Origin of the sequence: Halomonas sp. DP1Y21-3, assembly GCF_019801245.1 — a bacterium.
In the GTDB taxonomy this organism is placed as follows: domain Bacteria; phylum Pseudomonadota; class Gammaproteobacteria; order Pseudomonadales; family Halomonadaceae; genus Halomonas; species Halomonas litopenaei.
In genome coordinates this window covers 143,335-161,047 of record NZ_JAHVJM010000001.1, presented here as the reverse complement: position 1 = coordinate 161,047, position 17,713 = coordinate 143,335, and the positions used below count along the sequence as shown (strand labels likewise).

Genomic DNA, 17,713 nt, shown 5'->3' with positions numbered 1-17,713 from the left:
TTGTTCTTATAGAAAGTCTTCGCGTGCTGCCAGGCGCTCAGCCGCGCGTTCGAAGCGTAGGCGTGTCGCGCTGCGGGCGAGCGACGCATCCTGTATTGCCAGTGCATCTCTCACCGCGCGATGTTCATCCAGAATGGAAGGGCCGAATTCAGAAGCCGCTGCATTCTTCAGAAAGGCCGAGCGCAGGTTGCTCTGTATATTCCCCTCAATCATGCCGATAACCTCGACATAATATTCATTGTCAGAAGCTTCGGTAATGCGGCGATAGAATTCGAGCTCGGTGTCGACTCTTTGCTCAAGCGCTCCATCTGGACCGAGTGCGTCGAGTCGCTCGATTTCTGCAAAGAGTTCTTCTAAAGCCTGCATTTGCTCAGCCGTGCGTGTTCCAGCGGCAAGCGCCGAGGCTCCTGCCTGCACCTCTGCTCTAAGCTGAAGCAACTTTATGATCTGCTTGCGTTTTTCGAAACATCCCGGGCTGATGCGAAACGCTGACCGATTGGTGGTTTCCGTAATAAAAGTGCCGACGCCACGTCGTGAGTCGACGACGCCATCGTACTTGAGAAGCGAAATCGCCTCGCGGATCACCGTGCGCGCAACGCCAAATTTCTTGGAAAGTACCGCCTCGGTGGGAAGGCGGTCGCCAGGCTGAAGCTGGCCTCCTTCGATCGCCTTGGTCAGGGCTGCCGCGACCTCATCAGGTAGCCGGCGAGGGCGATCAATACGCCCATAGATTTCAAAATCCTGCATTGGGATGTCTTCCTGATCGTCTGAACAGCTCAAGCCGCGACGCGTCGTTGAAGCGTAGGCCATGCGACCTGCAAGGAGCTAGTGCGACAAAGGTAGCACTAAAAACAGTTGTCAGACAAACTGACATTAAGTAGTTTGAGACTAAAAGCCGGCGTGATCATGAGCATGTGTTCGATGGTCGGTTTGCTGACGCCTCCCGTGGGTATGGTTCTCTTTGCAACATCGTCGATTGCCAAAATCAGCGTCGGCCGCTTGTCGCGTGCCTTGACGCCTTACTTGATTGGTCTTTTCGTGGTGTTGATGGCCGTCGTCATGATTCCAGCGATATCGACATGGCTCCCTGATCTGGTGATGAACTCATGAATAAACTTGATCGAGTGGTGGGCCAACTCCTGCGCGCGATTGCCTCGTTCTGTTTGGCAGCGTTATTCATCCTGCTGTTTTCAAGCGTCATTGCGCGCAGCTTTCAACTTGCGAGCTTCGCATGGCTGGATGAGGTGGTAAGGGGCTTGTTTTCCTGGATGGTATTTATGGGCTCCGCTGCCTTATGGCGAGAGCGGGCACATTTCAGAGTGGATTGGCTCGAGCAGGTGATAGGGCAAAAGCGTGCGGCACCTTTGCTCGGGGCCTTTCTGGCATTTCTATCCCTTGGGTTCATGCTCGCCATGACGTGGTACGGATGGGAGCTGACGGCACGGAGCAGTGCAGTAACGCCTGTACTGAACCTTCCGACGGGGCTTTTCTATGCCGCTATCCCCATCTCGGGAACATTGATGATGATTTACTCATTGCGTGATCTGTTTGAATCGATCGCGGACGTTAAAGCGCCATTTTCTACCATGATGAAGGAGAAGTAAGATGATCTACGATCTAAGAACATACACCTGCCGCCCGGGTGCCATCAAGAAACACATGAAGCTCTATGAAGACCACGGGTGGAAGGTGCAGAGTAAACACCTGGGTTATCCCGTCGTTTATGGGGCGGTTGAAACGGGTGATGTCAACTCCTATGTTCATGTGTGGATGTACGAGGATGCGGCCGACCGCGCAGCCAAGCGCCAGAAGCTACAGGCAGACCCGGAGTGGAAAGAATATCTCGCGAAAAGCGCCGAGGCGGGGTACCTGGTCAGCCAGGAGAACAAGATACTCGTCGCCGCGCCTTTTTTTGATCCCATTCACGAGAAGAAGGGGGAAGGGTAGTGCAACAAACGTGCGGTTTTGATGCAAGTTTATGCTGGCCGATTGGCTCAGACTGTTTTGTCTAGTTGGGGAGGGTATGACGATGATGTGCGTGACCCATGAAATGGAATTTGCCAAGGCCGTGGCCGATCGTATCGTCTTCATGGACGCGGGCAAGATCGTCGAGATCAACGAACCGACCGGGTTCTTCACCAACCCGCAGAACGAACGGCTACAGAACTTCCTGGGTCAGATCACCTGAGCTGACAAAGGGCCAGGCCTCCCTGCCGGTGCGCGCCGGCAGGGGGGGGGGCTTTTTCGATGTGATAGTCGTATCGAGGTTTTCAAACTGCTTGCGGCTTCTCAGCCGAGTCTCCACTTACTATCGACACAGGGCAGCACGCGCTGCCCTGTGTGTGTGAGTGGTAACTTATCCGAGCACGCCCTGGCTACGCAGGTAGTCGTCGTAGCTGCCGCTGAAGTCGACGATGCCATCGTCCTTCATCTCGATGACGCGGGAGGCCAGTGAGCCGACGAACTCGCGGTCATGGCTGACGAAGATCAGGGTGCCGGGATAGTGTTCGAGCGCCAGGTTGAGCGCCTCGATGGACTCCATGTCGAGGTGGTTGGTGGGCTCGTCCATCACCAGCACGTTGGGGTTCTGCAGCGAGAGCTTGCCGAACAGCATGCGTCCCTGTTCGCCGCCTGAAATCACCTTCACCGACTTGCCGATATCATCATTGGAGAACAGCATCCGCCCGAGGGCGCCGCGCACGATCTGCTCACCGGCGGTGGTCCACTGCTGCATCCATTCGAACAGGGTTTCGCCCCCCTCGAAGTCCGCCGCGTGGTCCTGGGCGAAATAGCCCACTTCGGCGGCGTCGGTCCATTTGACCTCACCGGCATCGGGCTCCATCGCGCCGACCAGGCAGTTGAGCAGGGTGGTCTTGCCGATGCCGTTGGGGCCGATGATGGCGACCCGCTCTCCGGCTTCAATACGCAGCCCAAAGCGCTCGAACAGGACATTGTCGTCCCAGGCCTTGGAAAGCGCTTCCACTTCCAGCGCCTGGCGGTGGATCTTCTTGTTCTGCTCGAAGCGAATGAACGGACTGATCCGTGATGACGGCTTGATCTCGTCGAGCTGGATCTTGTCGATCCTGCGCTGGCGTGAGGTCGCCTGCTTGGCCTTGGAGGCATTGGCCGAGAAGCGGCTGACGAACTGCTTGAGTTCGGCAATTTCTGCCTTTTTCTTGGCGTTTTCGGATTGCAGACGTTCGCGCGCCTGGGTGGCGGCGGTCATGTACTCGTCATAGTTGCCGGGGAACAGCTGCAGCTCGCCGTAGTCCAGATCCGCCATGTGCGTGCACACACTGTTCAGGAAGTGGCGATCGTGGGAGATGATGATCATGGTCGACGAGCGCGCCCGAAGAATGTCCTCGAGCCAGCGAATCGTGTTGATGTCCAGGTGGTTGGTCGGCTCATCGAGCAGCAGCACATCGGGGTCGCTGAACAGCGCCTGGGCCAGCAGTACGCGCAGTTTTCAGCCCGGTGCCACCACACTCATCGGCTGGTCGTGCTGCTCAAGCGGAATCCCCAGACCCAGCAGCAGCTCACCGGCACGAGCCTCGGCGGTGTAGCCGTCGAGCTCGGCGTAGCGGACTTCGAGGTCTGCCACCGCCATGCCGTCTTCTTCGCTCATCTCGGCCTGGGAGTAGATGCGCTCGCGCTCAGCGGTCACGCTCCAGAGTTCTTCGTTGCCCATGATGACGGTGTCGATGACACGTTCGTCCTCGAAGGCGAACTGGTCCTGGCGCAACTTGCCCAGGCGAGTGGTGGCGTCCTTCATCACCTGGCCGCTGGTCGGCTCGAGGTCGCCCCCGAGGATCTTCATCAGGGTCGACTTGCCACAGCCGTTGGCCCCGATCAGACCGTAGCGGTGGCCCTGGCCGAATTTGACAGAAACGTTTTCAAACAGCGGCTTGGGGCCAAACTGCATGGTGATGTTGGCGGTAGAGAGCACGGCGGAGTATCTCGCGGGATGAACATGAATGAGAGACTTGGGCCGGCACGGCAAGGGGCTTCGACCAAAGTGGAGGGCGCATTGTACGCGTCTGACCCGGTGGCTAGCTACTCGAGAACCGGGCGGCACCGGCAGCTGCCGGCCGGCGGGGCAGGGAAGGCCAAACGTGGAGTGAATCTTGGCGGTACGTCGTGAGAGGGGAGGGGTTGGCAGTCTCGGTTTAGCCTCGTGTGTTGGTGGGCGTGTGTAAACGGGTGAAGCGGTCCCGTGATACCGTCAAGTGCTTGTCCAGCTCCCGCTCGGCCAGGAAGGTGTTGCGCTTCAGTGCGTTGGCGATATCGTAGTGCCCAGCGTTGGATAGATCGAAGGTGCGGGTCATGTTGTTGCGAGCGAGACGGATCTTGTCTGCCACCAGGCGATAGGAGTCGATGAGATATTGATTGCCGGAAGATTCGATCAAGGTCATGTGGTATTGGTAATCGAATGCTTCATAGCTCAGCCAGTCTTCTTTCGAGATGGCTTCATCCATCTGATGGCACAGGGTCAACAGACTGTCTGAGAGGGATAACACATCTCGAGACATGTGCAGGGCGCCAATCTCCATCATCTTTCGGTACGCCATGAGCTGTTCAAGCTCGGTCAGCGTGGGGTTCCAGATCCTGTTGCCGCTCTTGGGTGAAATGGTGATCAGCCCTTCATGCTGCAGGCGTTTCAACGCCTCGCCTACCGGGCTGCGTCCAATCCCGAGGCCCTCGGTCAATTCCTTGATCGAGATCTTCTGGTCCAGGGCATAGGTGCCTTTCAGGACGCGATCCTTGATGATGGTATATGCCTGCTGCGACATCGACTCGGCACCGTCGGCCATCCTTCTTCTCCTGTTCTTGCTCTTCAGACCGTATCCGTTCCGCCGTGACAACGGGCGAGGTGCCAATGACACCAAGCCCGTGTGTTTTACTGTCGATCGTGGACTTAGTCCAGTTCTGGCGATACTGCGCCGGTATTGACTGGTGCATCGATGCCAGTGGTGGTCGGCGTTAGATACTTCTTGCCATCGATATCTCGCACCGCCGTTTCGTTGAACAGATCCCGATTCAGCATCAGCATGAAGCTACGTCCAACGATGGCGATGACGAAGCACAGCGGGAACCCCGTCAGGATCGATATCGTCTGTAGTGGCGTCAAGCTTTCTGGATTGAGGAAGTAGAGCGCTGTGGAGACCAGCCCGACCAGCACCAGCCAGAAAGACGCGTTATAGCGTGACGCCTCCTGCTCGGGAAGCAGGGTCTTTTGCGTCGCCGAGGCTAGTGAATAGCCGACCGCACATTGACCGCTGACATAGGACAGCAGGGCTACCAGGCCGAACACCACGATGAACAGTCCTGCGGCAGGCAGTTGCTCGAGCATGGCCTTCACCACCTCGCCGCGACCCGCCTCGTTCATCACCGCGATGAGGTCCAGTTGGCCGCTGGTCTGGAGGTGGATGCCGAATGCCGGAAAGACCATGTAGAACACCATGCAGCCCAGCGACCCGGCCACCAGGCCGGCGAAGACGATTCCCCGAATGGTCCTGCCACGCGATATCTTGGCGATGAAAAGTCCGTAAGGCAGGGCGTAGACGACCCACCAGGAGAAGTAGAAGATCGTCCAGGCTTGGGGAAAGCCGGTATTGCGAATAACGTCTGTGGCGAAGCTCATGTAGACGAAGTTCTGGAGCATCAGGCCCAGCCCGTCTACCGATTGGTTGAGCGTGAAAGACAGCGGGCCACACGCCAGGACGCCCATCAGCAAGGCAATATCCAGGCGGACGTTGAAATTGGACAGACGAGCGACGCCTTTCTGCAGGCCGAGGATCAGCGCCATCATGGGAATGGCGGTCCACAGAAATATCACGAAGACGTCGAGTACCGGGTTGCCTGCCTGCATGCCAAATGCGTAGGCGAAGGTACTCGAAATAAGCGGCGTGCCAAGGGCGATCGACGTCATGACGCCGCCGATGATGCCGAACATATACAGAAAGTTGATGGCGTGACCGACCAGGCCATCGGCCCAGCGCCCTAGCACCGGGCGAGTCAGTTCACTGAGTTTCAGGTTGCGTTGCTTGCGGACATACATGGCATAGCCGATCGGTACCGCGCAGGCGATATACCAGGCCCATGCCGAGGGGCCCCAGTGAAACATGCCGAACGCGCTGGCCCAGCGTGCCGCCTCTGCACTACCGGGCTCGGCGCCGAAGGGAGGCGACTGCATGATCCAGATCCATTCGGCGGCGCTGAGGTACAGCAGGCTACCGCCGGTGCCCGAGGTGAAGATCATGCCCAGCCAGGTGAGGGTCGAGAATTCTGGACGAGTGTCGCGGTCTCCCAGAACCACCTTGCCGTAACGCGACATCGCCAGATACAGGCAGAAGCTGATCGCGCCGATGGTGGCCAGCAGGAAGAACCAGCCAAGTTCGTTGGTGGTGAAGGCGTGAATCTGATGGAGGAGGTTCCCGCTCTGCTCGGGCCAGAGGGAAAAGACCAGAGCCAGTAGCAGGGTGAGGAGGAGTGCAGGCATGAACACCGCTGGATCGATGCCGGCGATTTCCTTTCTTATTTTCTGATAGCGCATGGGCGAAGCCTTTGCAGGTGAAAACAAAAACCCTGTCGAAGCAGGGGGCAGGCGTGTTGTGGCTATCTAAAATGCTAGTTTAGGGGTTGTCTTTCAACTGCTGTGCGAGGGTGATGTCGTGTTAGAGTGAGGGATGTGACTGATCGATCCATAAAATTCGCATAAAAAACAAATATATAAATGTTTTGTTTGTTTTGGTTAAAGCTTTTTCGCTACGACAAAAGTCTATGATTTTGTGATGACTATGGCTATTCCATGTCTTCACAACACCAAATCTAGAATGTTAGATTATGGCCAGTCATCACCTTTCCTGGCTGGAGCAGCCCGCATGGTTTCAGAGGTCGACATCATCATCATTGGAGCAGGCTCCGCCGGCTGTGTACTGGCGGAAAGGCTGTCACAGGATTGCGATCGACAGGTGCTGGTGATCGAGGCAGGAGCACGCGGCAAGACGCCGACAATCTCGGTGCCGGCAGGGTTCGTCCATCACTTCAACAGTCCCCGCTACAACTACTGCTATCGCTCCGAACCTGAGCCCGAGCTTGGGCAGCAGCGGGTCTACCAGCCCCGGGGGAAGGGGGTTGGTGGCTCCGGTGCGATCAACGCCATGATCTACGTGCGTGGTGATCGGCGGGACTTCGATGACTGGGCTGCGGTCAGCTCTCCACGTTGGTCCTATGACGCTGTCCTGCCCTATTTTCGGCGCCTGGAGCGACACCATAGCGAGGACACACGGTATCACGGTCGTGATGGCAGCATTGGGGTCCTTTCCACCCGGGATAGTGCCCCCGAGCTTTGCCATGCCTTCTTCGCTGCCTGTGACGCGTCTGGACTGCCGAATAATCATGACTTCAACGGCGAGCGCCTGGATGGCTATGGCTTCTACGACATGAATGTTCGGGCCGGTCTGCGTTCATCGAGCGCTCGGGAATACCTGACCCCGGCGCTGAAGCGCTCGAATCTGTCGCTGATGACGCAGACTCAGGCGAGGCGACTGGTATTCGAGGGGCGACGTGCCGTCGGTGTCGAGGTCGCGTGCGGTGGCGAACGACGCACGATCAAGGCCCGTCAGGAGGTAATCCTGTGTGCCGGAGCGGTGGATTCCCCGAAGTTGTTGCAGCTTTCTGGCGTTGGTGACGCCAAGGCGTTGGCGCAACTGGGCATCGACAGTGTCATCGACAACCCCAGGGTTGGGCAGAATCTGCAGGATCATTTGTGCGGCAGTCTGTTCTTCGAGAGTCGCGAGCCGACACTCAACGTGACGCTTGGCCGGCTGGCGGGCAAGTTGCGGGCTGGCTGGGACTACGTGAGTCGCCGCCAGGGCCCCTTGGCCTTTGGCGTCAAGCACGCTGGCGCCTTTGTCCCCCTCGAGGGGACGGGGCTGTCGGGTCACGGGGAGCACCCGGTGCAAGAGAGTGGCGATGGTCACGCCAAGGCGCAGGTGTTCTTCAATCCCATCTCCTACGCCCTGCCGGAAGAGGCCGGGGGGCGCCTGGTGTTGCATCGGCACGCCGAGGTGTCGCTTTTCTACAATGTCTGCCGACCCTACAGTCGCGGCTCCGTGACGCTGAAGAGCGCTGACCCCGACGATGCGCCGGCGATTCACAATCGTTACCTGTCCGATGCTCGTGACAAGGCAGAACTGCTCGCGGCCTTTCGTCAGGTTCGCAGTCTGGCCAGCGCGGGGCCGCTCAAGGACATCCTGGTCGATCACCGCGGTTACGCCGATATGCACAGTGACGAGGCCATTCTCGACGACTTCAGGGCGTCGTGCGGGTCGATCTACCACCTCTGCGGAAGCTGCGCCATGGGGACCCGGCTCGAGAATTCAGTCGTCGACCCGTCACTCAAGGTTCACGGAGCCGAGGGCCTGAGGGTCGTCGACGCGTCCATCTTTCCCAACATTACCTCCGGCAATACCCAGGCCCCCACCCTGATGGTGGCCGAGGTGGCCGCCGACATCATTCGCCAGTCCTGGAACACTTAGATGAAAATCAAGAAGGTCGAATCTTTCTACAGCGAGGACGTTGGTATCGTCCGCGTCACCATGGCCGACGGCAGCCAGGGCGTGGGCCAGGTGTCCACCTACAACGCCGACATCAGTGTCGAGATCATGCATCGTCAGGTGGTTCCCTTGTTCGAGGGGCGCGACATCAACGGGATTGATGATATCGCTGACAGCGTGGCCCTGGTGCTGGAACGCCAGCACAAGTTTCTGGGCTCCTATCTCTATCGCGCGCTGTGCGGTGTCGAGACGGCGCTGTGGGACTGGCTCGGCAAGGCTCATGACAAGACGGTCTGCGAGCTACTCGGTGGTACGGTTCGACCGCTCAGGGTCTATGCCTCCAGCATGAAGCGCGACATTACCCCCGAGCAGGAAGCTGAACGCTTTCTACGCTTGCGTGATCGCCACGGCTATGACGCTTTCAAGTTTCGTGTGGGCGCCGAGTGCGGTCGTAACCAGGATGAATGGCCGGGGCGCACGGAGGCGATCATCCCGACCATTCGTCGAGCCATGGGGCCTGACGTCGACCTGCTGGCCGACGCCAACAGCTGCTTTCGCCCAGAGCGCGCCATCGAGGTAGGGCGTCTTCTGCAGGACAATGGCATCCAGCATTTCGAAGAACCCTGCCCCTATTGGGAAATGGAGTGGACCCGCCAGGTCACGGCCGCGCTGTCGCTGGACGTCACAGGGGGCGAGCAGGATCACTATCTGCCGGCCTGGCAGAAGATGATCGATGACCGCGTGGTCGACGTGCTGCAGCCAGACATCTGCTACATGGGCGGCATCACACGCACCCTTCAGGTGGTGGAAATGGCCCGCAAGGCTGGGCGTGTCGTGACCCCTCACACCGCGAATCTCAGCCTGGTGACCATCTTCACCCTGCACCTTCAAGGGGCCATCGACAATGCTGGCCCTTATCTCGAGTTTTCCATCGAGGAAGACGACTACTATCCCTGGCAGTACGGCATCTATGACAACTTCCCGGTGGCCAAGGATGGCAAGGTTGCCATCCCCGACGAGCCAGGCTGGGGCATCCGCGTGCGCCAGGACTGGCTGGAATCCGCCCACTACCGAGCGAGCGAATTGACATGACAGCACTCAAGACTCTTTGCGAGAAAGCCGGCGTGATCGATCCGACGCCGCACCTTACGCCGCAGCACTTCATTGACGGGCGGTGGCATACGTCTACCTCGGGCGAGACTATCGAGGTTACCGATCCCGGCAGCGAGAGCACGATTGCGCACATCGCCAGGGGCACCCCGGAAGACGTCGAGGCTGCAGTAACCGGCAGCCAGCGTGCCTTCGAACACTGGCGCCGCCTTGCGCCTGCCGACCGGGCCGAGCACCTCTTTCGTCTTGCCGACACGGTGCGCCGCAATAGCGAACTGCTCTCGGTCATCGAGTGTCTGGATTCGGGCAAACCCTACGCCGAGGCCGAAGCCGATATTCAGGGGGCAGCGTCACAGCTAGCCTACTATGCAGGGCTAGCCGACAAGATCGAGGGAAGCACCACCCCCCTGGGCGACGGGTTTGTCTCGATCAATCGTCGCGAGCCGGTGGGGGTGACCGCCCACGTCGCTCCGTGGAACTTTCCGCTGTTGACCGCCGTACGCGGGATCGCCCCGGCACTGGCGGCCGGCTGTACCGCGGTCGTCAAACCGTCCGAGCTGACGTCGCTGTCCACGCTGGTCATGGCGGCCTTGTTCAGCGAAGCCGGCCTGCCCGACGGTGTGGTCAATGTCGTGACCGGCTATGGTCACGATATTGGCGATGCCCTGACGTCCCATCGTCTGGTTCAGCACGTGACCTTTACCGGTTCGGTTGCGACCGGGAAGCAGGTAATGAAGTCGGCTGCCGACAATGTTTCCAGCGTGCTGCTGGAGCTGGGCGGCAAGTCCCCTGCCGTGGTGCTGGCCGACGCCGATATCGACAAGGTCGCCGAGGACATGGTCTGGGCGATCTACTACAACGCCGGCCAGGTATGCACCGCCGGTTCACGCCTGGTGATCCACGAGTCCCAGCACGAAGCCTTCATGCAGGCCTTTCTGCCGCGAGTAGCGGAGCTGACATTGGGACATGGCCTCAAGGGACGAGACATCGGCGCCATCAACTCCGCCGGCCACCTGGCCAAGATTGCCTCCTTCGTCGACGACGCCAAGGCGCGCGGCTTGACCATCCGCTGTGGCGGAAATGTTACCCGTGACCCTGAGAGCGGCAAGGGGCTCTTCTTTGAGCCCACCGTGATTGATCGACTAGAGCGTGATGACCGACTGGTGCAGGAAGAGATCTTTGGTCCGGTCCTGGCGGTGCAGGTGGTCGCCAGCGATGAGGAAGCCCTCTCGATTGCCAATGGCACCGACTATGGCCTTGCCGCCTGTGTCTACAGCCGCGATGTCGCCAGGGCGCTTAGACTTGCCGCCGAGATCGATGCAGGTCAGGTCACCATCAACCAGTACTTTGCCGGCGGAATATACGCACCGGTCGGTGGCACCAAGCACTCAGGGTTTGGCCGAGAAAAGGGCCTTTTGGCACTCGACAATTACCTGAGGAACAAGAACGTGACGGTCAAGCTCTAGGGCTTGTCTGAAAAGTGCCTGCGCTCGGTAATACGGCGTTAAAAATCGGCTGGTGCGCCAGCCCGGTCAAAATGCTCATTTACACCCCGTAAACTGCGCTTTCTCACCGATTTTTGCCTTGTCTAACCTTCGCTCGTCGACTTTTCGGACAGCGCCTAGCGTCCCTGGACGGCTGAATGATACCGCGCCACCCGTGTGGTGGTGCGGTATCGAGCGCTGTTCACCCGTCTTCCCCATGCAAAACGCTCGGCCAGGTGGTACTTGGCCGAGCGCCCCTCTTGCCTGGCATCTGCCTGCCGATTCCCTCACCATATCCCCTTCAGATCACCGCACCCTTCGCGGCGCGCTCGCCATCAGCCTGCCTCGGACTGGATGGCTGGTGCTATCTGCCGTTGTCTGCCGCTGCCTGTCACCCCAGGGGCGTCCCTGCAAACTACCCGGCCCATCACATCTTCTGCCTATGAACCCCAACCCCGCTTCCATGAAGTCGCTGATCGCCTTCGAGACCACGGCCCGGCTCGGCTCCATGACCGCCGCTGCGGAGGCCGAGCGAACCACCCAGCCGACCATCTCCCAGCGAATCCGGGGGCTGGAGGAATACCTGGGGTTGGTACTGTTCGACCGGCACGGTGGCCGGCTGAGCTTGACCGTCGAGGGCGAGCGCTTCTACCGCGAGATGGCGCCGAGTCTCACCACCCTCAGAGACACCTGTGATCGCTTCGTGCGCCACGGCCAGGGGCCAGCGCCAACGGTCGTCATCGCAGCCGACGCGGGTTTTACCCACCTGTGGCTGTTGCCCCGGCTACCGGCGCTCAAGCGGGCCTTTCCCGACTTCAGCTTTCACCTGATGCCGATCGACCGCTCGGACGATCCGCAGCTGCTGGCCGCCGACATCGCGATTCGTTTCGGGCCTTATTTGCCCCAGGAAGAAGGGCGGCTGGTGGCCCGGGAGGCGGTCTTCCCGGTGTGCAGCCCAGACTACGCGCAGGCACATGGGCTATCCGGCCCCCTGTCGGCACAGGACCTGTCACGGCTCTCGCTGTTGCACCAGGACATCAGGAATCCGCGCTGGCTGGACTGGGCCCAGTGGTGCCGCCATGCGGGGCTAACTCCACCCCCGGCGGAGGATATCTTCGCCTACCACAACTACGCGCTGTTGCTGAACGCGGCGCTGGCGCATCAGGGCGTGGCGCTGGGCTGGTCGAACCTGGTCGAGGAGTATCTGGTCACCGGCCAGCTCACTGCCTTGGGACCGCAGGTCACGCGGGAAGACTATGGCTACTGGCTGAGCGTCAAACACCAGCGCAGCGCGGTCACGGATCCGGTCAGGGACTGGCTGCTGGACGCGGTGCATCGTGGTGAGGGAGCCACCTCGGGAGACCCGGGGCGGTTGCGCTGAGGGGGCGCCAGATCGGGGCAGATAAGACGCACTGAGGTAACGCAGGGCGTGCGTTGGGCGTGGATGCGTTCGCCATGGTGATGGCAAAGGTGCAGAGAGGAAGAGAGGAAGAGAGGTGACGAGGATAGAGAGAGGCGGGGCCCAAGACCCCGTGCCCGATGTGGGCACGGGGCGACCTGTCAGCGCCGGCGCGGGCGCAGTCGGAACCCTTGGCGATAGGGATCGCCGGGTTCGCGGAACAGCGAGAGCAGCACGCCGAGGGTCATGACCAGGATGACCACGCTGACCGGCAGGGCGGCAGCGATCAGGGCGGTCTGCAAGGCGGAAAGCCCACCGACCACCAGCAGCACGGCGGCCACCAGGCCGATCACCACACCCCAGAAGACGCGGAACAGCTTGGGCGGATCATCATCGCCCAGCGACAGGATGGTGGTCAGCACCAGGGTGCCGGAGTCGGATGAGGTGATGAACCAGCTCATCAGCAGGAACACCATCATGGCCGACAGCACCCAGCCGAAGACGCCAGAGCCGACGATCCCGTCCGCGGTGGCGAACAGCGCAGACGGCAGATCCCAGGCGCGCACCATCTCCATGATGCCGGCAGTGCCAGCGCCACCGGCGGCGTTCAGCTCCTGGTGGATGGCGTTGCCGCCGAAGATGACCAGCCAGACAAAGGCCAGCAGCGTCGGTACCAGCAGCACACCGAGGACGAATTCGCGCAGGGTGCGGCCCTTGGAGATGCGAGCGATGAACAGCCCGACGAAGGGAGCCCAGGCGAGCCACCAGCCCCAGTAGAAGATGGTCCAGGCCTGCTGCCATTCGCTGGTACCGGATTGCTCGGCGTACCACAGGCCCATGGGAATGACCTCGGTGGCGTAGTCCGCCAGTGTTTCGCCGAAGGTCTGGATCAGCCACAGGGTCGGCCCGCCGAACAGGAAGATGCCGATCACCACCGCGGATACCCAGATGTTGAGCACCGAGATGATGCGGATGCCCTTCTGCACGCCGCTGACCACCGAGATGATCGACAGCGTCGAGATCACCGCGATCAGCACCAGTTGGGTCGGCAGGCCATCGTCGATGCCGAACAGCTTTTCCAGTCCCACGCCCATCTGGCTGACGCCGAGTCCCAGCGAGGTGGCCACACCAAACACGCAGCCCAGCACGCCGAAGATGTCGAACAGATGCCCGGCGGGCCCGAAGATGCGATCGCCGATAAAGGGGTAAAGCGCCGATCTTAACGCCAGCGGCAGGCCCTTGCGGTAGGCGAAGTAGGCCAGCGACATGCCGACGATGACGTAGATCGCCCAGCCGTGCAGCCCCCAATGGAAGACCGTCACCCGCAGCGCGTCGATGGCGCGCTCATGCCCGATGGCGGTGGCCCCGGCCATGTCGGCGTGGGGGTTGTTGGGGTAGCCGAAGGAGTCGGTGTTATCGAGATAGAAGATCGGCTCGGCGACACCGAAGAACAGGATGCCGATACCGATGCCGGCGGAGAACAGCATCGAGAACCAGGCGAAGTTGCTGAACTCCGGTCGGCTGTCGTCGGTGCCCAGGCGGATGCTGCCGTAGCGACTGCAGACGATAAAGGCGCAGACCACCAGCAGGGCGACCACGGTCACCAGGTAGTAGCCGCTGAAGGTGCCCTCGATCCAGGCGCGTGCGGTGCCGAAGACCACGGCGGCGGTGTCGGAACTGAGACCGGTGAACAGTACGAAGAGCAGGATCAGTGCCCCTGACGTGATCGTCATGCCGCGGTGCATGCCCTGGAAGGGGCCGCGTTGTTCGAGTTCGGTCACCTTGTAGTCGGTGCCCATTACCGCGTGGGGATTGTCGTCGGGGGGAGACCCCGGGGAAGATGATTCTGGAGTAGCGATAGTCTATGTCCTCTTGAGCCGGACCTTCGGGCCGGCGATCCCGCTGCCGCTACCGTGAGCGGCCTTGTCGGCGCGGCGGCTCGGGGCGAGCCGCCGCGTCAGACCTGTGGCTCATGGCTCCAGCGGATGCTCCTCGCCGATCACCTCCGGATCGAAGGGCTGGCGAGCGAAGATGCGCCGCAGCATGGGCTCGAAGTGTTCCAGTGGTGGCGTCGGATAGTCCGGATCGAACGCCGCCTGATCGTAGCGTTCACAGAAGTCCACGCAACTCTGGTACCAGGGATGGTCCCGGTAGCGATCGCGTTCGTGCGGATCCTCTCCGAAGTGGTGCGCATAGTACACTTTTTGAAACAGCCCGTGGTGATGGATCACCCAGGTCACTTCGGCGCGCACATAGGGCCGGATGATGGCGGCGGCCAGCTGGGAGTGGTTGTAGGGTGCCAGGTCGTCACCGAGATCGTGCAGCAGCGCGGCCACGATCATGTCCTCGTCGGCACCGTCGGCTTCGGCCCGTGCCGCCGACTGCAGCGAGTGTTCCAGGCGCGTCACCTGGTAGCCGCTCAGGCTGTTCTCGAGTCGGCGCAGCGCGTCCAGCAGGCGGTCGACCAACCCCTGGTTGAAGTTATCTTCGAGTTGCTCGAGAAAGACGTATTCCTCCCGAGTCCCGTCCTTCATCTGGCGAAACGTGACCTTTTCCATTCAGGCGACCTCCTCGATGGACGCATGTTGCTTCAAGAGACTGGCGAAACGCTCCCGCGGGCCGTCGGTATCCAGGTAGCAACCCTGCAGGTGGCGCTGTCCTTCGTTGCTGTCATAGCTGGTGCGGCCGTGCAGTACGCGACTGTTGTCGAACAGCATCAGTTCGCCGGCGCCGAGCGCGAAGCGTACCTCGTAGGTCGGGTCGGCAAACAGCTCGCCAAGGCGCTGGCGGGCGCGGTGGAACAGCCGTGTCTCAGCGTCGGAGAGCAGCGGCAGGCCATCCAGGCGCGGGCTGTAGTGAACGCCGGTGGGGCGACCGTCGTCATCGGTCTGGATCATGGTGCGCTGGGTCACCAGCTGGGTGCCGGCGTCGACGAAGCGAAAGCGTACCGGGGTATGTTTCAGTAGCTCGTAGCCCTCGGGGGTCTCCTGGCGTAGCCGCTCGAGAACCTTGAGGCTGTCGACCAGGGTGGACAGGCCGCCGCTGGTCTCGTTGACCAGACAGTGCAGCAGCTGGATACCCGGCACCGGGTTGCGGTAGGGGTTGTCGGTGTGGGGACCAAGCGCCACGCTGCGATAGGCCAGGTCATTGCCGCTGGGGCGTGAATAGACCTCGAAATAGCGACCGAAGTTGGTTTCCTTGACGTAGCCATAGTGGCTGCCGACCTGAAGGATGCGTTCCGGGTCGGTGGGTACCTTGTAAAGCACCAGATAGCCGTAGCGTAGATAGGCATCCAGTGACTCGCGAAAGACGTCGGGGTCGTCAAGCACCTGGGTCCAGTCAAAGCGCACCTTGTTCTGATCGAGCGAGGCGTCCCAGGGTTCGGCGGCCGGAAACAGCTCGCTTTCACCGAGTTCCTCGGCCAGGACGCGCAGATCGTAGGTCTCGCGATGGCCGTCGCTGAAGGCCAGCGCCACATGCTGCTCATCGACCTGGGTCGCCTGGGTCAGCGCCAGATTCGCGTCGATGGCATGGGAGTCGAACAGCCGTTGCTGGGTCATCGGCTCCAGTTGATCCGGCGCCTGGGTGCGTTCGCGCAGCCACAGCGGGCTGATTTCGCGGGACTGCTGGCCGTCGATGACAACGATGGCCGGGGGCTGTTCTTGGATGACGAACTCAGGGCGGGAGGTTGGCTTTCGCATCGCGGGTCTCCGGTGTCTGGCAAGCGTTCGGCGCGCATGCTGAGCCATCTCCCGGCGAAGGAGTAGAGGCGCTGGCTTATCCTCCACCATGCATTTTCTTTATACCCGTGATGGCAAAGCGCCCGGCAGTACCGGACGCCTGAGGTAGACGCTGTAATACGCGCAGAGGGGTTCATGGCCGTCAAGCTAACCTGGATTTGGCTCCAGGCGACAGCTCTCTACGGCCGCCAGTTGTCGCGAGTGTTATCCGGTGTCGAGCCTTGGCGTGAATGGTGGCGCGAGGGGGGGGCGTAAGCGGCTGTCGAGACCCGCAAGAATCACGTCGTTGCGAAATTCCGCGCGCACCAGATCGTCCTGTGTCAGACACAGTGTCTTGAGTTGGGCGGACGGCTTGGAAGAGGTGGTGAGGCTGCGAGCAGGGCGGGTGGAAGTGGTCATGTCTGTATCCTGGTCCCCTTGTGAGTCGGCAAGCGCCGACCCAGGGGTTAGGAGTCGCACGCCGCTTTAGCTGCACTTGTATTCCGCCCGCAAGTTGGTGCTTAAATCGGCGGCGTTACGTTGTTCGGTAATAAAAAGTGTTCGGGCAACAAAAAACCCGCTCAGCAATAGCTAAAGCGGGCCTCTGGCGTCGCTTTAGCTGCATTTTTTAAAGCGCCCGCAAGCTGAGATTCAAATCGGCGCTGGTTACAACCTATCCCGCAGGTGACCGGCTGTCAATGAGGGGGGAGGATGGGCGGTCTTTCTCTCGTCGGGCTGGTGTAGCCCTGCTGACGTCGCTAGCGAAAAGGGGGCTTGGGTATGCTGATGGCCTAGATGCCCCCCGGTGAGCAAGTGGTTGCTCATCGGGGGCGCGTCTGTTCTGGCGACGTCGCCTCAGGCGGTGGCGAGGGGCGCCGGGCGTTCCAGGGTCAGCAGGGTGTCGTGGTCGCGCAGTCGATAGAGGGTGTAGCAGGCGGCCAGCATCGGCAGGGCGGCGAAGAACAGCATATGGCCGAAGGGATCGGTCACCATCGCCGGGATAGTCACCAGTGTCGAGACGCCGTGTACCAGCAGCACGCCACCATAGCTTATGCGCTTGAAGCTGCCGCTGACGAAGGCCAGGATCAGCACCAGTTCGAGCACACCTAGCGCCACCACGACGGCGGTGCCGACGCCGGCGATGCCGAAGTACTTGTCCATGATCCCGCTGCCCTGGCTTGGATTGATGAACTTGCTCAGGGTCCAGACCAGCAGTACCAGAAAGATGCCGATACGCATCGCCAGCAGCCCGCCCTTGAGGCCCGCCATCTCGTTTCCTTCAGTGTGCATCTGAGCTTCCTTGGTCGTCTTCTAGGGGATGGCGCTCGATGGGCGAGCGCCGTGGGGGGCTGTGTCGCATCTGAAAGCGGGACCTTACAACCAGAAGAAAACTTTTCGTGCAGGAGCAGCGAAGGGGCCAGGCCATTTGCCGAGCCACCGAAA

At 60.8% G+C, this 17,713-nt stretch carries 15 protein-coding genes and 2 pseudogenes; 8 read left to right on the top strand and 9 right to left on the bottom strand.

Annotation, left to right across the window (positions count from 1 at the left end; genetic code table 11):
- Positions 1-6: 6 nt before the first annotated feature.
- Complete coding sequence (locus tag KUV74_RS00565; protein ID WP_222515383.1) at positions 7-747, bottom strand: FadR/GntR family transcriptional regulator; 741 nt, start codon at positions 745-747, stop codon at positions 7-9.
- Between the two features lie 108 nt (positions 748-855).
- On the opposite strand from KUV74_RS00565, the gene KUV74_RS00560 reads away from it, so the two are divergent.
- The 4 genes and pseudogenes from KUV74_RS00560 to KUV74_RS00545 all read left to right on the top strand — a co-directional run.
- Positions 856-1,110 carry a TRAP transporter large permease subunit gene (locus KUV74_RS00560; protein WP_222515382.1) on the top strand — a complete coding sequence of 85 codons (255 nt, stop codon included), beginning with the start codon at positions 856-858 and terminating at the stop codon, positions 1,108-1,110.
- Complete coding sequence (locus KUV74_RS00555; protein ID WP_222515381.1) at positions 1,107-1,604, top strand: TRAP transporter small permease; 498 nt, start codon at positions 1,107-1,109, stop codon at positions 1,602-1,604. Before KUV74_RS00560 ends, KUV74_RS00555 begins: the two co-directional genes overlap by 4 nt.
- Position 1,605: 1 nt before the next feature.
- The gene (locus KUV74_RS00550; RefSeq protein ID WP_222515380.1) at positions 1,606-1,947 is read left to right on the top strand and encodes an NIPSNAP family protein; all 342 of its coding nucleotides are present in this window, start codon (positions 1,606-1,608) and stop codon (positions 1,945-1,947) included.
- 61 nt (positions 1,948-2,008) lie between these two features.
- Positions 2,009-2,188: pseudogene (locus KUV74_RS00545) on the top strand (amino acid ABC transporter ATP-binding protein); the annotation flags it as partial.
- 168 nt (positions 2,189-2,356) lie between these two features.
- Here KUV74_RS00545 and KUV74_RS00540 read toward each other — a convergent pair.
- The 3 genes and pseudogenes from KUV74_RS00540 to KUV74_RS00530 form a co-directional block, all read right to left on the bottom strand.
- Positions 2,357-3,946 (bottom strand): annotated as a pseudogene (locus KUV74_RS00540) (ABC-F family ATPase).
- Positions 3,947-4,166: 220 nt separating this feature from the next.
- The gene (locus KUV74_RS00535; protein ID WP_213228402.1) at positions 4,167-4,811 is read right to left on the bottom strand and encodes a GntR family transcriptional regulator; all 645 of its coding nucleotides are present in this window, start codon (positions 4,809-4,811) and stop codon (positions 4,167-4,169) included.
- A 104-nt stretch (positions 4,812-4,915) separates the two neighbouring features.
- The gene (locus KUV74_RS00530) at positions 4,916-6,553 is read right to left on the bottom strand and encodes a BCCT family transporter (RefSeq protein WP_222515379.1); all 1,638 of its coding nucleotides are present in this window, start codon (positions 6,551-6,553) and stop codon (positions 4,916-4,918) included.
- Between the two features lie 328 nt (positions 6,554-6,881).
- On the opposite strand from KUV74_RS00530, the gene KUV74_RS00525 reads away from it, so the two are divergent.
- From KUV74_RS00525 to KUV74_RS00510, 4 genes are all read left to right on the top strand, one after another.
- Positions 6,882-8,540, top strand: a complete 1,659-nt coding sequence (locus KUV74_RS00525) for a GMC family oxidoreductase (protein WP_185696357.1) — start codon at positions 6,882-6,884, stop codon at positions 8,538-8,540.
- A complete protein-coding gene (locus KUV74_RS00520) occupies positions 8,541-9,650 on the top strand; it encodes a mandelate racemase/muconate lactonizing enzyme family protein (RefSeq protein WP_213228398.1) in 1,110 nt (369 codons plus the stop codon). It begins immediately after the preceding gene.
- Positions 9,647-11,134: an aldehyde dehydrogenase family protein gene (locus tag KUV74_RS00515; protein ID WP_222515378.1), complete on the top strand. Its 1,488-nt coding sequence runs from the start codon at positions 9,647-9,649 to the stop codon at positions 11,132-11,134. Before KUV74_RS00520 ends, KUV74_RS00515 begins: the two co-directional genes overlap by 4 nt.
- Positions 11,135-11,615: 481 nt before the next feature.
- Complete coding sequence (locus tag KUV74_RS00510; protein ID WP_222515377.1) at positions 11,616-12,533, top strand: LysR substrate-binding domain-containing protein; 918 nt, start codon at positions 11,616-11,618, stop codon at positions 12,531-12,533.
- A 179-nt stretch (positions 12,534-12,712) separates the two neighbouring features.
- On the opposite strand, the gene KUV74_RS00505 is transcribed toward KUV74_RS00510, so the two are convergent.
- The 5 genes from KUV74_RS00505 to KUV74_RS00485 form a co-directional block, all read right to left on the bottom strand.
- Positions 12,713-14,350: a BCCT family transporter gene (locus KUV74_RS00505; protein ID WP_181248556.1), complete on the bottom strand. Its 1,638-nt coding sequence runs from the start codon at positions 14,348-14,350 to the stop codon at positions 12,713-12,715.
- A gap of 171 nt (positions 14,351-14,521) precedes the next feature.
- Positions 14,522-15,109, bottom strand: a complete 588-nt coding sequence (locus tag KUV74_RS00500; protein ID WP_213228390.1) for an HD domain-containing protein — start codon at positions 15,107-15,109, stop codon at positions 14,522-14,524.
- The gene (locus KUV74_RS00495; protein WP_222515376.1) at positions 15,110-16,252 is read right to left on the bottom strand and encodes a TauD/TfdA family dioxygenase; all 1,143 of its coding nucleotides are present in this window, start codon (positions 16,250-16,252) and stop codon (positions 15,110-15,112) included.
- 243 nt (positions 16,253-16,495) lie between these two features.
- Complete coding sequence (locus tag KUV74_RS00490) at positions 16,496-16,690, bottom strand: hypothetical protein (protein ID WP_222515375.1); 195 nt, start codon at positions 16,688-16,690, stop codon at positions 16,496-16,498.
- A 435-nt stretch (positions 16,691-17,125) separates the two neighbouring features.
- The gene (locus KUV74_RS00485) at positions 17,126-17,560 is read right to left on the bottom strand and encodes a hypothetical protein (RefSeq protein WP_045990950.1); all 435 of its coding nucleotides are present in this window, start codon (positions 17,558-17,560) and stop codon (positions 17,126-17,128) included.
- Positions 17,561-17,713: the final 153 nt, after the last annotated feature.